This is a genomic window from Gammaproteobacteria bacterium (genome assembly GCA_041395445.1).
GTDB lineage: Bacteria > Pseudomonadota > Gammaproteobacteria > Xanthomonadales > Marinicellaceae > NORP309.
In genome coordinates, this window is the sequence record JAWLAO010000003.1 from 235512 (window position 1) to 252190 (window position 16679).

Below are 16679 nucleotides of genomic sequence, written 5' to 3' on the forward strand. Positions count from 1 at the left end.
CAATAAAGAGGCGCAAAAGCGGTAATATAAGAAACCGCTTTTGCTCATAGATTAAACTCTACTTAAGTTCTCTATTTATTTTTCTGGCTGCTAAAAATACTAAGAGAGTAATTAAAATAATCGTCCAATACCAAAGACTCATAATTGGAATTATTGGTATAAATGCATTCACAAAAAGTAAAGCTGAAGCAGAAGTACCTCCATCTCCTGTAATTGGACCACCTGCTGTGTCAACAGTAAGAGGGCTGGTGATGTTTTGATAAGTTCCTTCAATTGTATCTGCCGGAATGGAAACCATTACAGAGAAATTGCATGACGAGTTTGCTGTGAGTATTCCATTCTGGAAGTCGATAATGTTTGAGCCTGCTACGGTTGAACCGACTCCGCAAACATCACTCATTGGTAAATTAGTTGCAGTTGCTCCGGGAATAAATGCACCTAAGTCATCAGTGAATGAAATTCCGGTGATAACTGATGTTGTCGAGTTCGTTAAAGTAAATGAGATTTCAACTTCTTCTCCGGCTACAACACCACTCATGAATTGTTTAGTCAGAGTCGGGAAATCAACATTAACCAAGAGTGTGTCTGTTGCTTGTCCGCTATTTCCATGATTAGAAGTTAAATCGCCGGTCAGATTCACATAAGTATCAGGCAACGCTGATACAACATCGACCAAGACTGTACATGAAGCACCACTTGAAACTGTTCCGCCGGTATAACTAATGACGGAAGCACCACTTGTTGCAGTCAACGTTCCACCTATACAACTAGTTGAGGCGTTTGCAGGATTTGCGACCAATAGATTGGCCGGTAAATTATCTGTGAAGTCCAAAGAGGTAGCATCAAATAAACTACCGCTATTGTCAATTGTAAATATCAGCTGACTGGGTTGATTAACAAGCACTAAATCCGGCACGAATTCTTTAGAGAAAATTGGTACAGGACTTACGGTTAGAACGTCTGTGGCCGAGCCACTACTGCCTAGGCTTGAGGTCAAGTTTCCTGAAGTATTCGTCAGAACTCCTGAGGTGTTTGCAAGTACATCAACGGATATTGTGCAAGTTGAACCTAAAGAAACCGTTCCGCCGTTATATTGAATCACAGATGTTCCTGAAACAGCTGTCATTGTTCCGCCTGTACAAGAGTTCGTAATATTTGCAGGGTTCGCAACAATTATACCCGATGGGAGATTGTCCGTAAAATTTAAAGATGTTGCATCAACTGTTGAGGTGGAATTGTCAATGGTAAAACTTAATGTCGTGACATTGTTGATTATGATTGAATCCGGAGTAAAAGTTTTACTAAATGCCGGAGGGTTGTTAACAGTCAAGGCCGCATTTGCTGAACCACTATTTCCTGAACTTGATGTTAAGTCTCCGGTGATATTATTATGAATTCCTGAGGTTGTTCCTACAACACTAACCTGAATTGAGCATGATGCTCCGGCTGCAGCGCTTCCACCAGTAAGCGCAACAACACCCGCCCCACCAGTTGCGGTAACAATTCCTCCACAGGTATTGTTGACATTTGGATTGGCTGCAAGCACAACACCGGCTGGTAAGTTATCAGTAAAATCAATTTGATTGGAAGCAACAGCACTTGCGGAATTATCAATGACAAAAGTCAGAGTGCTTTGCTGGTTGGTTCCGATAGAAGCTGGTGAAAACATTTTAGTGAATATTGGTGGTGGCTCAATTACCAGCGTATCAACAGCAGGATTGGCAAAAGGAAGTCCGCTAACAAACAAATTACTACTTGTGCTTAAATAGGAGCCGGGCATTGAAGAGATAGGCACTTGGAGTTGCACATTAAAATTACAACTAGCTCCCGGAGCGAGGTTACCACCAGAAAATGTTAAAAATGATGTGCCAGAAACTTGTGAGCCAACCCCACAAATATCGTTTTGTGGAAGCCCTGTTGCAATCAAACCAGTTATCACTGCATCCATGTCATCGGTAAAACTTAAATTGGAAACAGACTGGCTTGGAGAGAGATTTGTGATTGTATAAGTCAGAACCGGCGTTCCTGTTGCTGTTGATGGCCCGTCAAATGATTTAGTAAACTCAATTCCTTGAATATACAAAGTATCACTTGCCGGCGAGCCGTTTACAGGCAGTCCATTGCTGAATCCTGAAACTGGACTGGTCGTATTTATAGCCTGAGATGCATTAGGTGATGCCGGCACTTGTAAGGTGATGTCAAAAAAGCAGCTGCCACCAGCTGTCAGGCTTGCTCCTGTCAGAGTTAATAATCCTGTACCGGAAACTTGTGAACCAGCTCCACAAATATCATTTTGCGGTAGCCCTACAGCTTGTAACCCTGACAGAGCCGCATTTAAATCATCAGTAAACGTAATACTGGTAATTGAATTTGTGTTATCCAGATTCTCTAGTGTAAATCTTAAGGTTGTCGTTCCTCCCGGGGCTACCGGATCATCAATGAATTCTTTATTTAACTGAATGAGATTAGAACTAACCACTAGTACATCTGTTGCAGGTGAAGTTGTGGCAATATCAGTGACCAGATTTGAAGATATATTCTGATAAGTTCCATCGGCTGCTGCTGCAGGAATTAACACCGGAATATCAATTACACACGATGAAGATGCCGGAACACTTCCTCCAGTGTATATCAAAAATGTTGTTCCTGATGCTGTCCCTCCACATGTGTCTGCTGTGGGAGGGCCTGCTACTTGGGTTCCTGCAAGCATGGTTGATAGCGAGTCTGTGAAAGAAGTTATATTTGCAACAACAGAGTTTTGGGTGTTATCTATGGTGAATCTTAGCGTCGTTGTTTGTCCTGGAATGACTGGGTTGGTTAAAAATTGTTTTGTAAAGCCTAAACCTGTTACTTGTAAAGAGTCTTGAGCCGTCTGACCTTGAGTATTGATCCCCAACACGTTTGCTGAAAAGTTATTCACCGTATTTGAATATAAACCTGATGAAGTTGCAGCCGGAATTTGTAAAGTTACAGGGAAAGTGCAGGTTTCTCCCGGGGATAATGTTCCTCCTGAGAATATTAAATTAGTTGTTCCTGAAATAGAAGAACCAATGCCACAGATGTCGTTTTGTGGCAATCCAACAGCTGTCAAACCCGAAATAACAGCATTCAAATCATCAGAAAAGGTAATGTTGGTCGCATTACCTTGAGCTTCGGCTGGATGAGAAATGGAAAATTCAAGAGTAACGGTCGCTCCAGCTTGAACCGGATCATCAGTAAACTCTTTTGAAAAGTAAGGAGCTGCAACAACTGTTAGTGTATCCGTTGCCGGTAATCCCTGATAGTCTTCACCGGCAACGGTTCCATATATTGGCTCAGTTGTGTTGGTAAATATTCCATTTGGCATATCCGAAGGAATGGTTAGGCTCACTTGAAATGAACAATTTCCTCCGGCTGGAAGTTTACCGTTAGTGAGATATAGTGCTTGTCTCCCAGTACCTAAGGAAATCAGAGACAAGTTAGAACCTGCTCCACAAACGCCGGATGTGGGTATTGATGGGGAGCTTATCACTACAGGAAAAGGCAAAAAGGTTGTCAATTCATCAATAAAGTTAACATTTGTTGCTGAATCAGTTGAGCTGCCATTTTCAATAGTGAAGCTTAGCGTCACATCGCCCCCTGAACCCACAGGGTCATCGGTGAATTCTTTAGTTAAAATTGGAGCCGGCTGGACAAAGAGTTTTGATACAGCAGGACTATATGAAAATGGAGTTGCGTTGACATCGCCAGTGATTAGGCTGGTAGTATTTAAATACTCACCATTCGTTGCTCCAGCGGGAACCTGTACATCAACATCAAAAGTGCAAATCCCTTCCGCAGGAAGGGTTCCTCCGGTTAAACTTATTAAACTTGAACCGGTGAGAGTTGACCCAAGTCCACAAACATCGTTTTGAGGAAGGTTGACGGCTGTCAGTCCTGATAATGTCGCATCCAAATCGTCAGTGAATGAAATGTTCTCAGCAGAGTCAAATCGATTGGCATTGGTGATACTAAACCTTAAGGTTGCAATTCCACCCGGAGGAGTTGGATCATCAATAAAATCCTTTCTAAAAACTACGGGGTCAGCAGTAGATGTTATTTTGGCGACAGCAAATCCGGAGTTGGATGGTCCGGAAGTTCCAAATGCAGTTAAAATTGTTGTTTCATTAATAAAAGTACCAATATTTTCAGGGACAACATCAACTGTTGCTGTACAGATTTCCCCCGCAAGTAAAAAACCACCAATAAACGAAATTGAATTTGTTCCACTATCGACTGTGTAATTTCCAGAGCAAGTTGAGTTTGAGTTTGCAGGTGATGCAATAATTAAACCCGCAGGTAAATTATCCGTAAATGAAACATTCGTTATTAAGTTAGTATTTGCAGAATTATCAATTGTAAATGTTAAAGTTACCGGTGTTCCAAGTGAAACTGCGGAGGATGAAAAGGAGTTTGAAAATCCGGGGCGACTAGCACTGACTGTTAAATCATCATTTGCGGGACCACTATTACCAGCACTAGAGGTTAAGTCACCGGTAACATTCATGTATGTTCCTGCAACATTTGATGCAACATTCACTTCAACTGTACACGATGATGACGCCGGTATTTGTGCATCAGTTAAAGTAATCGTGTCTCCGTTATCGTCGGCAACCAAGGTTCCTCCGTTACTCATGTCACAACTTGTGGTTGGATTTGCAGGGTCTGATAACGACATACCTGCAGGTAAAATATTTGTAAAGTTTAATCCTGTAACAGGAGAACCGGCACCGTTTGTGATGGTGTATTTCAACTTCGAGTTAGTTCCCGGACCTATGGTGTCAGGTACAAAGGAAGATGAGAAAGTGGGTTGAGATAAAACCCAAGTGCTAGATAACAAAGAAAAAACCAAGAGTGATTTTTTTGAATATTTTAAGATAAAATTAAGAAACATAGCCCCGCCGATTTTTGTTGTTATTGTAGATAATTTAATGATTTGTAAACAATTGTATATGATGCTGATGAAAAATGACAATATATATTTACTTATAGAAGGAAGTGCTTTCAAGTTGATTGAAGTTTTGCTAGCATAATACTAACAAACACTAAAAAGATGGCATAACCATTGACGAGGAGAACATGAAACAGAATAAAATCAAATACATCGCATCGGTCCTAACACTATTTACCATAAATTCAAACGCAATTGATATTAATCAACAGGGGGGAAGTATTGTTTTTGATGAAATTGGAGTTGGTAAACTCCAATTGAAAATCAAATCTCCTGATAATCAGGTAAAGAGTTTTGAGGTGAGCCAGAACTATTTTGAGCTTTCCCCTGAAACATTAGGGTATAAGTCATTGCTTAATGGTCAGTATAAATATGAGGTCGCATCAATAGTTGATGGAGGCGAAATTACTACGGGTCTCAGAGAATTAAATGATTCAGTGTTGACCAAAGAATATACAGATTCAGTTGATAAACAAAAAATTTATTACTCCGGAACTTTTACAATAGCCAACGATACACTTGTTTCTGACTTCCCAGAAAATAATGAAAAAGGTGTAGCAACTGATATTGACGGAGACTCAAGAGCACAAGTGATTGTAAATGACTTGGTTGTCCAAGGAAGTAATTGCGTGGGATTAGATTGTACAACTGGTGAATCTTTTGGTTCAGATACCATTCGTCTCAAAGAAAACAACTTAAGAATTCACTTTCAAGACACCAGTAACTCAGCTTCATTCCCAAGTAATGATTGGAGAATAGTCGCAAATGATTCGAATAATGGCGGATTAAACTATCTCGGAATCGAGGACTCTAATACTGGACGTATGCCATTTAGAGTTGAAGCCGGTGCAGATGCAAATAATTTGTATGTGGAGTCTGATGGAGATGTCGGTATAAAAACAGCTAATCCGGTCGTCGATCTTCATATTGTTGAAGGGAACACACCAACATTAAGGCTGGAGCAAGATGGTTCTGATGGTTTTACTCCGCAAACTTGGGATGTAGCTGGTAATGAAGCAAACTTTTTTGTACGCGATGTCACTAATGGTAGTAAACTATCTTTAAGGATAGAGCCGAATACCCCACAAGACACTCTTTATCTAGATAGCACAGGAAATGTTGGTATAGGAAAAAGCAACCCTGATGCCAAAGTTCATGTTTTAACAAATGATGATAGTGGTAAGCTCCTATTTGAAAATACCAATAGCACTCAAGCGGACAGGGTTGTTTTTCATTTAAAAAATAATGGAAAGCCCCAGTTTAAACTGGAGAATACCGGAAACTCTAAAAGTTGGGTAATTACAGCAGGAAATAAGTTGGTAATTGAGAAAACTGATGGAACCAGAGTTATGGATTTGGATGAAGATGGCAACTTAAGGATTTCTGGTACTATCACACCGAATGTAGTATTCTGATAATTTTTGAGTCATAAACAGCTAAACCCTCTCAAGTTAGAGAGGGTTTCTTGTTTATGGGGCTTTGATATTTATCTTCATAATAAAATCAAGTAAAATTCACGCAATTTAAATTAACAGAGTTTTATGGGAAGAGCATACCAAAACCGTAAAGTATCAATGGCTAAAACCTCGGACATGAATGCTAAGGTTTACAGCAAACACTCCAGAAGTATTTATGCTAGTGCTAAATCAGGGGGAACAGATCCCGAGGGAAATCTGGCACTGCGTAGTTTGATTGAAAGAGCAAAAAGAGACCAAGTTCCTGCTCATGTGATTGCCAAAGCACTTGAAAAAGCAAAAGGAGGTGCCGGTGAAGATTTTGCTGTCGCTCGCTACGAAGGCTATGGTCCGGGAAAAACCATGGTGATTGTCGATTGTTTGACTGATAACCCGAATAGAACATTTGGCGATGTTCGTTTGGCATTTACCAAAACAAATTGCAGTATTGGCACTCCGGGATGTGTTTCTCACATGTTTGATCATTGTGCTATCTTTGTTTTCTCTGGTGATGATGAAGACAAGATACTTGAAGTCCTTATGGAGGAAGATGTTGATGTCTCCGATGTCGAATGTGAAGATGGAAAAATCACCGTTTTTGCACCACATACCGAATATTTCAATACCAAAAACGCATTGACTAAAGGTTTGGGAGAAATCGAGTTTGAAGTTGATGAAATTCAGTTTGTACCTCAAACAACAACACAAATCACCGATGAAGAAGAAATAGCTCTATTTGAAAAATTTCACAATATGTTGGATGATTTGGAAGACGTACAAAATGTTTTCCATAACGCAGAGATAGCTCAATAGCTCAATTATTTCATCAAGAAACAACTCTTATAACCGGTGCCAGTTCCGGCATCGGTTATGCTTGTACACTTGAAGCGATTAAGACCGGCTTAAAAGTTGTTACAGTTTCACGAAACACAGAAAAACTAAAATCTCTGAATAACAAAAACCTCCAAATTATTAGTGCTGATATCTCTACTCAAGATGGCAGACAAAAGGTGGCAGAGAATCTTTCAGGAAATATAAACTATGTCATTCATAATGCGGCTTATCTTGAAACTCCAATCGCTTTTGAAAATATTCAATTAAAAGACTTTAGAAAAAGTATTGCCACAAATGCTGAGCCTATAATATTTTTAACACAAAAACTCCTTCCATTTTTGGTTAATTCTGACAAACCATCCAGAATATTATGTATCTCATCAGGAGCCGCACAGAAAGCAATAGCCGGAATTGGTAGCTACTGTATTTCAAAAGCGGCCGGATTAATGGCTTCAGAATATTTAAAGCAAGAGCTAGCAAAAAAAAATATTTTGGCGAATTCCTATTTCCCCGGTGTTGTTGATACACAAATGCAGAAAACTTTAAGGAACTCAAAACCAAAGGTTTTCGCTTTTGCCGAAGAGTTTAAAAGACTAAAAAAACAAAACAGGCTAAGATCACCGAAAATAGTAGCGGTTCATATCATGAATATTCTCTTGAATAGTAGTGATTTAGAATTTTCTACCCAATACTGGAAGTTTCAAAATTAACCGAATCACTTCTTAAACAATTTGTTGGGGTTGAACAAAGATATCCTGCTCCCTGCCTTTTTGCTTGGCTTTATACATAGCAGCATCAACCTCTCTGAGCATTTGTTCGTACTCCGAATATTGACCATTGCACAAAATAACGCCACTACTGAAAGATAGTACAATATTCTTAGGAATATCTTTTGGAATTCTGGTTTGATAAGTTTGTCTCAGCTCATATAAGAAATCATCAACAGAGTTCTTGGTAGAGTTATACAGTAAAATAAGCCACTCTTCTCCACCAATTCTTCCAACCATGCCATTATCACCAACAATTCGTTTTGCGGTGTTAGCAAAATGAATCAAAACATCATTTCCAATATCATGCCCATAGTTATCATTAATCATTTTGAAAAAGTCCAAATCAATGAGGATTACGGCAAATGTATTTGAGTTCTCCAGACTGTTTTTTTGTAACTCTTGAAGTTTTTCCATAACATGGCGGCGATTAGCAACTTGGGTTAAATGATCGGTGACTGATAGTTTATACAGATATTTTTTTACTTTGAGCTGATTGATATAGGAATAAAGAATAATTAAAAATAAGACCAATCCTAAAATTATCATTCCCCAGAGATACTTTTGCTTAGTGAGCTCTTGTTGAATAGTGGTTTGCTGGAGTTCATTTTGTTTTTCTAACAATTCCAGCTTTTCTTGATCGAATTGAGCATTGAACTTAACTTTTAATTCCGAAATGAGCTTGTCTTTTTCGAGTTTCTCAACTTCCCTTTGTATTTTTAACGATTGTTTCAATTGATCAAAAGCTTCTTTCCACTTTTCCTGAGCTGTTAAGAAATCTATATTGTACAAGATATGATATAGATATGTGTTTGGTGTATTGATAACATCTGCACGTTGTTTTGCAATATCGAGATAATGTTTTGCAGCCTCAAAGTCCTTTAGGTCCGTCTTGATTTTTGCCATTAACACATTGCTATTAAACTGCATCAGCACATCATTAACTTTATTAAAGACCTCGATTGACGGAAGTAGAGTTTGTTCTGCTTTCTGATGTTCTTTTTGCATGGAGTACAACTCAGCTAGTCCGTATTCTGCAAATGCTAAGGTGCTTTCGTCTTTAATCTGGTTAGCTAACTCAACTGATTTCGTATAATATTCGACTGCCAAATCAAACTGTTTTGTCAGCGAATAAGCCCCACCAAGATTATAGAACATGGTTGCCTGATTATATGGAGCCTTGATATCGTCATACTTTACCGATTCAAGATAATATTTGATGGCATTGTCATTATCACCTAAAGCGGTATAAACCAAAGCCAGTAAATTGTACCCAAGACTAAGGCTCTTTCTGTCATTATTGTTTTTATAAACTTCAATGGCTTTTTCCACATCTTGAATTGCCAGATCAAAATTTTCCATTGCCAAATGAATTTGCCCTCTCAGGGAGGTTTGTTGAGCAATCAGTTTTTGGTTGCTGGTTTCCTGAGATAATTGTAATGCTTTATTGGCTTTCGAGCTGGCTTGCTGGTAGTTCCCTCTCAGTTCATCCAAAGAGACTTGAAAAGAAAGGAACTCACTTTGAAAAATGATGTTGTTGGATTTTTCGGCAAGTTTTAAACCTTTAGCAACATAAGGCTCCAAATCATCATAACGCGATACAATGAATAATGCCTCTGAGATATAATAAAGGGCAACCAGTTGGTTGTCGATATGTCCCTGCATTTCCGCTTTATGAAGTCTTTCTTTTGCTTCCAAAAAGGCTTTGTCCGGTTCAAACAATAACATATTGTCAAGCTCTTCATCGTAAGGGCCTGGATAATAGCTGTGAGCAACACTTATAAAAGTGCCAAGCAACACAAAAACAATCATCTTGATTAGATTAGGCAAAGTCAATGAATTTTTCTATAAAGTCTCACAATTAGAATACTACAAACGATTGAATTATCAAGAAAAAATCAAAATTTAATTGTGAAAGCAATAAATTACCTTCAAACTTTGTTTTGCTCCAGTGAGCCGCTCGCTAAATATGTAAAATATTATCAATTTTAGATGCGTAGACAACCAATCGCTGTTTGCTGCCTGTTGTTAAAGAGTTAAAGGGATAACAAGTTGTCAAAATCAATTCTTTTTTATCCTTGATTAGCAATTGAGACACTTGGCTATTTACAATTTCAATTTGTTTGACTTTGTAAATATGTTTATCTGTCAGTGTTTTAACTTCGAGTTCATCGCCAACTTGCAGATATTGAAGATGACTAAAGTGTGTATCATTGTGACCAGACACAATCATTGATTTATTTTCATCAGGCATACCACTTTGTGGTAAATGGGTTGCTGAAAAAGCTAAATTCCGACCACTGCTTCCCTCAAGGATATAACTGTTTTTATTCAGTTTTGGAATATTAAGTTGCGCAATCGGATAGGTATCTGCCCAACTCCATGGTTTATGAAATTGCTTATCTTTAAGAGTTTGACTCCACGCATCTGCAATTAAGATTTGTGACAACCAGGCTTTGGCAAGCATGTAACCTGATGTCGATACTTGCCACAAACCGATGGATAAAAGAACAATAATGATTGCTTTATTAAATTTCATGGCTTTTTCGATTAAGTACCATTAAAGCAAGCATTATCAGAATCACGCCTAATAGCATGGAAGACTTCCAACCCAAAGCCGTTTGAGGAAAAGCAGCTGTTTCGATGACCTTTTCAGAGTTTAGAGCTTTAGCTTGCAAAGCAACCAAACGTGAAATGTCCGGAGTTTTATCAACAGCAACCAAGCTGGTAAAATCGCTGACTAAATGATGTTTTAATGCCACTTCAATAATTTTTTCTTTTATAACCTCAGGATAGTCTCCTGTCCGAAGCATATAATCATCCGTTAAATCCGCAATTTGATTTCTTGCCCATAGTTTTGCAATTCCAGCAGATCTACCATCTTTATTCAAACGAAATGAACTGGACCAGGCTTTGGTATCTGATATTCCGCTGATTACGATATGAGGATTAAAACTCGCCATTTTGGCAGTGACAATGATGGGTTCACCTGTGTACAAATCGGGAAGAACTTGAGGATTTTGCACGACCTCAGAATTCCATTCGATACCAATATCTGTTAAAGCAGGAGTCGATATTTTTGTGAATAATTCACTCATGCTCGTATCCACATCTTGCAGATCAGCTATATTGGTGTAGGTTCCTCGACCAATTTGTGAGGATTTATTCATAAAATAATTATTTGGAGCTGGACCTATTGCCACAGTAAATAAACGAGCGGAACGAATATCCTGATTGATTTGCTGAAATAATTGAGTCTCATTACCAACTGACCCATCAGTGATAAAAACTATTTGTTTCAAATATTCAGGATTGATCTCATCTTCCAAAGCGAGCTGCAAAGCTGGAGCCATGTTGGTTCCTCCATCGGCGTTGAGTTTATCAATAAACTCAACGGCTTTGTTTAGGTTTTGTGGTGTTGCAGAAACCGATTTGACAAATAACTCCGTTGCAAAGGAGTTAAACTCTACGATGTTGAATAAGTCACTCTCATTCAATTGAGTGAGACCAAAAAGCAGTGCATCTTTGGCAGCATTCATGGCTGTTCCTTGCATCGAACCGGATGTATCAATAATGAAAACCAATTCCCGTTTTTGGGAAATTTTGACCGATTGCTTTGGAGGCAACAACATCATAAGGACATATTCGGAGTCAACCGTTTTCTCGCTAAACATCGCAGCAATAGGCTCATTACCTTGTTTGGGATACCAGCGTAACACGAAGTCATTAGAATCATACAAAAACTCGTCGGTCAAATTGATAGAGTGTAAATAATTATTTTGCGTGATTTCGACATCGTGATGGAGGCTTTTGAGTTCTGTTAATTCAAAACCGGCTTCCAGGTTAATGTTTATATTGCGAAACTTTGTATCTGTAATTGTAGAAAGCGGGAGAGTATCATTTTGAAAATCACTATTTTCATCAAATAAATAATCTTGCATAAAACGACTTTTTATAGCGAGTGGTAACCGAAAGTCGAAATGCCCTGAATCATATCTGAGTGATTGCTGATAACTGATTTCCACAGAGACTTTTTCATTCGGCATGATATTCGCAACATCGGTGGTGAATAAATTGGGTCGATATTGCTTAACAATACTGGCTGCCAACCCTTGAGACTTGGCATTATCATAAATTTGTTGAGCTTGCTTTTTCTCATGAATTTCACCTTCAATCACACGCTTGCCGATAATCAATTTCATTCCATAAACGGCAGCATTTTCGGCAACCGGAAAAGCATACATCCCTTCGTCAATCCACTCTGTTGAACTATTGATGAATGTTTGTTTAATTTGGACTTCGGCAATAATTCCGGAGATATTGACATTATATTCTGAGTTGATGAGCTCCAGATTGGAATAATTATTGCCCTGCTTGTTATAGGAAAGCATCATGCCTGTATCAACATCATCCAGGTTGAAATAGGTTTGTGCCTGAACCTGATACATTCCCAAAAAAAACATGGCTAAAATGAACAAAACCGCATCTCTCCAGTTGAGTCCTAGTCCTTTGTACATTTTATATTTCTTTGAAGTGATGCTTTTTTCAGCAAAATTTTTATAAAAATCTCTTTCCAGATTTTCACGAATATTTTTTTCATTGATGGTTTTTCTTGTCATATCGAATCTCAGTAATCATAGCTTATGACAAATTAAACCTCCCAAACCTGCAAATGCTCAGTCAGTTTACTGATAGATACTGATGATTTATGGCAGAATTATGGCGATTCGTTATGCCAATGACTTTCTTTCAGTGAGCGAATGATTTCTATACCTCTGTACCCGTAAATTGGATTGGTTTGTTCTGCCAATTCATCGGAAAGTTGAATTGCTATAGCTGCCGGAGTTGCGTTGTTAAGAGCAGATTGTTTGAAGACTCTTAAAGTCGTTTGATAGATGGAAAACTCATAATCTTTTTGCAAGTGTCTTTCAAAAAAGGAGTCATTTTGAACATACCCGGCTTGCTCGTCGGCACAGTTGACAATACCCATTCGGTTCACCAGGAAATCAGGAACATAGGTGATTCCTTGTTCTTTTAATAGCAAACTGTCTGATTCTGACGATAACAATTGATTATTGGCTGCTCCACATATGATTTTTGCTTGAATCTTGGGAATGGTTTGTTGATTGATAATTGCACCGGTAGCGCATGGAGCCAAAATATCACAGTCTTCAAATAAAATAGAGTTGTCTCCAATGTCAACCAATCGGGCATGCAAATTTTGATTGGAATATTTGTTCTGAACCTTTTTTACGAGTTCAGGGTTAATGTCTGCGGCAATGATTTGCTTTACACCTCTTTCAAACAAATAACTCATCATGGGTTCTGCAACATTTCCCATGCCTTGAATAGCAACAGTTTTGTTTTTCAATGTTCCCAAATTTAAAAATTCAATCGCCGCTTCCATTCCACAAACGACGCCCAAAGCGGTTGCCGCAGATGGATTGCCACTTCCGCCAAAAGAAGAAGGAATGCAGGTTGTGAAACGGGTTTGAGAAAAAATATTTGCCATATCGGCTTCACAAGTACCAACATCTTCAGCGGTAATATAGCAACCATTTAAGGAACTGATAAACCGACCATAATTTCGATAAATGCTATTTCGATACTCAGGGTTGTTTTTATCGAAGTTCTGATTATGAATCATAATGCCTTTGCCACCACCCCACCAGAGATTTGCCAAAGCATTTTTGCGAGTCATTCCCTGTGCCAGTCGCATCCCATCGGCAAAAAAATCATCCATGCTTTGATATTGCCAAAATCTTAATCCACCGGCTGCCTGACCACGATTGGTTTTATGGATAAAAGCAGACATTAACACGTCATGTTCATCGGATAGCTGAAAAAACAAACCTTCATGTTTAGCGAAATCAGGAGAGTTGTTGGTTATGGTATCGGCAATTGATTGCAGTACTTGGTGTGAAGCTACAAGTTTGCTGTTTTCTTCATCATAAAAAAAGTAAAAACGATTGATTGAATTTGCTTTTAAAAAATCAATGAACCGAGTTGGTTTCATTGTTAACAAGTCAGAAGGCTTTGACATAGAGAACAATCACGAGTTAATAATGTTTAAATGATGGGTTGTTTTAGTACATTCCCGGGAAGGAGCTCACTTTTTCAACTTTTAAATCGGGAAAAGAGCTGACAACCTGAACTTTGAAATCAGGGAACGAATCCACAACCTGCCACTGTCCGCAGCTACTTGGAAAAGAACTCACAAACTCAACTTTAATATCCGGGAAAGAGCTGACATACTGAATGGTTAAATCAGGGAAAGAATCCACAAACTGGACTTTGCCATACAAATTGATTCCTTTTTTCTTACAGCTGGGTTTGGATGAAGAAGAGGATTTCTTAGAGTCCGACTTCTTTGAACTCGAACCACCGGCATAAGTGGGCATTTCTTTTGAATACTGACTGTAATCAGCTTTTGAACTACTGCTGCTCGAGCCACCCGAGTCTAATAAAATAGCTACGACCAAAGTTGCAACAATAACGATTATGATTTTTATTTGCTCAGGATTCATAGAGTCATCTCCGGATTATGATATATTCACATTCTGTTTATGATACCAGTAACAATTCAATCAATGCAACTGATAGATTTAAAAGGAATTGGAAAAAAAACCGCTGAAAAGCTCGAGTTGCTTGGAATTACTCACGTCAATGATTTGTTATTTCATCTGCCTTTGCGTTATCAGGATAAAACAAGGGTTTCAAAAATAATCAATCTGAGTTTTGGTCAAACCGCATTGGTTGAAGGAGAAATCATTCGAAGTTATCTCAACAATGCACGCAAGCCCATGTTGATTTGTGAAATCAACGACGGTACACAAACGCTGGCGTTAAAGTTTTTTAATCACTTTTATTCGCAAAGAGTAAAAATGCAGCAAGGAAAAAACATTCGTGCTTTTGGAGAGCTCCGTTACGGAAAAGATATGCCGGAAATGCTGCATCCTGAGTACTGGCACTTTGAAGACGAAAATTTGCCACTGGAGAAATCATTAACTGCAATTTATCCCAAATCCGAAGGCATCAATCAGGCAACGGTTCAAAAAGCCATGAACCAAGTCATCAAATTGTTAGCTAATAATGAAATTGCCGTGACCGAATTTCTACCTGATGATTTGCTCGAAAAGTTGGACTTTCCTAACTTGTATGATGCATTGGTTTATATTCACAAACCACCGCCTCAAGCTGATACCGAACAACTGATGGCGGGAGTTCATATCACTCAACAAAGATTGATAATGGAGGAAATTCTGGCTCATCTTTTAGCAATGAAAAAGCTCAAGCAACAAGCTAAAAAGAATTTAGCTCCTCAGCTTCCGGTTAGCCAAACCACAATTCAACTTTTTTTGAAAAAATTACCTTTTCAGCTGACCAATGCTCAACGAAAAGTATGTAAGGAAATCTATGCCGATATTGAAAAGAACCATCCTATGCAGAGATTGGTCCAGGGTGATGTCGGAAGTGGTAAAACAGTTGTAGCAGCAATGTCGATCCTGGCAGCGAAAGAGAACAACTTTCAGTCAGCGATTATGGCTCCGACGGAAATTCTGGCAGAGCAACATTACAAAACCATGCAAAACTGGTTTACTGATGATGAACTCGTCTTTTTATCAGGAGCGATTAAAGGCAATCAGCGAAAAGAAGTCTTAGCAAAGATTTCATCCGGAACATCGGTCATTATTGGTACTCATGCACTATTTCAGGATGATGTTGAGTTTTTCAATCTGGGTTTAGTGATTATTGATGAACAGCATCGTTTTGGAGTTCACCAAAGATTAGCTCTGAAAAACAAAGGACATGAAAACAGTTTGCAACCCCACATGCTGATAATGACCGCCACACCAATTCCACGAACGCTGGCACAAACCGCTTATGCCAATCTGGATATTTCTGTGATTGACGAACTTCCACCCGGCAGGCAGGAGATTTCAACACTAGTGGTTTCAAACGACAAGATGTCACAAATTGCCGAACGAATCCGCGCCAACTGCCGGCAAGGAGCACAGGCATACTGGGTATGTACTTTAATTGAAGAGTCGGAAGTTTTACGGGCAAAAGCTGCCAGCGATACTTTTGAAGAGTTACAAAAACAATTTCCTGATTTACGCATCGGACTGGTTCATGGACGATTAAAATCCGATGATAAAAACCGGGTTATGAATCAATTCAAACAACATGAACTGGACTTATTGGTTGCAACAACAGTTATTGAAGTTGGTGTTGATGTTCCCAATGCCAGTCTTATGGTGATTGAAAATGCCGAACGGCTCGGGCTTTCACAACTTCATCAGCTCAGAGGTCGGGTTGGTCGAGGAAACAAAAAAAGTCATTGTGTGTTGATGTATCAGTCGCCATTGGGAGAAATTGCGCGCCAAAGACTGGACATTATGCGAAGCACCAATGATGGTTTTGTCATCGCCAGAGAGGATTTGAAAATTCGAGGAGCCGGGGAATTGCTCGGCAGCAAACAAAAAGGTAGCGTCCGATTTCGTTTAGCTGACATTGACAGAGATAAGCATCTCTTTCAAACGGCTCAAAATATTGCCAGTGAACTGATTCAAAATTACCCAGAAACTTGCCAAAACATCATCGACCGTTGGATTATCGCAAATGAAGAAGTGAGTAATGTGTAGTTACTTCTAT

9 protein-coding genes and 1 pseudogene are annotated in these 16679 nt (G+C 38.9%); 4 read left to right on the forward strand and 6 right to left on the reverse strand.

Annotated features, from left to right (window positions below):
- Positions 1 to 58 precede the first annotated feature (58 nt).
- On the reverse strand, positions 59 to 4858 hold the full coding sequence (locus R3F25_06795; GenBank protein MEZ5496522.1) for a hypothetical protein: 4800 nt from the start codon (positions 4856 to 4858) through the stop codon (positions 59 to 61).
- A 239-nt stretch (positions 4859 to 5097) separates the two neighbouring features.
- Between R3F25_06795 and R3F25_06800 the strand changes: the two genes are divergently transcribed.
- From R3F25_06800 to R3F25_06810, 3 genes are all read left to right on the forward strand, one after another.
- The gene (locus R3F25_06800; GenBank protein ID MEZ5496523.1) at positions 5098 to 6384 is read left to right on the forward strand and encodes a hypothetical protein; all 1287 of its coding nucleotides are present in this window, start codon (positions 5098 to 5100) and stop codon (positions 6382 to 6384) included.
- A gap of 126 nt (positions 6385 to 6510) precedes the next feature.
- Positions 6511 to 7236 carry a YebC/PmpR family DNA-binding transcriptional regulator gene (locus tag R3F25_06805; GenBank protein MEZ5496524.1) on the forward strand — a complete coding sequence of 242 codons (726 nt, stop codon included), beginning with the start codon at positions 6511 to 6513 and terminating at the stop codon, positions 7234 to 7236.
- A 29-nt stretch (positions 7237 to 7265) separates the two neighbouring features.
- Positions 7266 to 7967 (forward strand): SDR family NAD(P)-dependent oxidoreductase, encoded by a 702-nt coding sequence (locus R3F25_06810; protein MEZ5496525.1) that lies wholly within the window; start codon positions 7266 to 7268, stop codon positions 7965 to 7967.
- A gap of 12 nt (positions 7968 to 7979) precedes the next feature.
- Here the strand turns inward: R3F25_06810 and R3F25_06815 are convergent, their stop codons facing one another.
- The 5 genes and pseudogenes from R3F25_06815 to R3F25_06835 all read right to left on the reverse strand — a co-directional run bounded on the left by R3F25_06815 (position 7980) and on the right by R3F25_06835 (position 14329).
- Positions 7980 to 9860, reverse strand: a complete 1881-nt coding sequence (locus R3F25_06815; GenBank protein MEZ5496526.1) for a tetratricopeptide repeat-containing diguanylate cyclase — start codon at positions 9858 to 9860, stop codon at positions 7980 to 7982.
- 127 nt (positions 9861 to 9987) lie between these two features.
- Positions 9988 to 10563, reverse strand: coding sequence for a class GN sortase (locus R3F25_06820; protein MEZ5496527.1), 576 nt, complete (start codon positions 10561 to 10563; stop codon positions 9988 to 9990).
- The gene (locus R3F25_06825; protein MEZ5496528.1) at positions 10553 to 12643 is read right to left on the reverse strand and encodes a marine proteobacterial sortase target protein; all 2091 of its coding nucleotides are present in this window, start codon (positions 12641 to 12643) and stop codon (positions 10553 to 10555) included. The genes R3F25_06820 and R3F25_06825 overlap by 11 nt, the downstream gene beginning before the upstream one ends.
- Before the next feature lie 98 nt (positions 12644 to 12741).
- Positions 12742 to 14067, reverse strand: coding sequence for a Glu/Leu/Phe/Val dehydrogenase dimerization domain-containing protein (locus tag R3F25_06830; protein MEZ5496529.1), 1326 nt, complete (start codon positions 14065 to 14067; stop codon positions 12742 to 12744).
- A 43-nt stretch (positions 14068 to 14110) separates the two neighbouring features.
- Positions 14111 to 14329, reverse strand: a pseudogene (locus R3F25_06835) (hypothetical protein).
- A gap of 261 nt (positions 14330 to 14590) precedes the next feature.
- On the opposite strand from R3F25_06835, the gene recG reads away from it, so the two are divergent.
- The gene (gene recG / locus R3F25_06840) at positions 14591 to 16669 is read left to right on the forward strand and encodes an ATP-dependent DNA helicase RecG (protein ID MEZ5496530.1); all 2079 of its coding nucleotides are present in this window, start codon (positions 14591 to 14593) and stop codon (positions 16667 to 16669) included.
- Positions 16670 to 16679 lie beyond the last annotated feature (10 nt).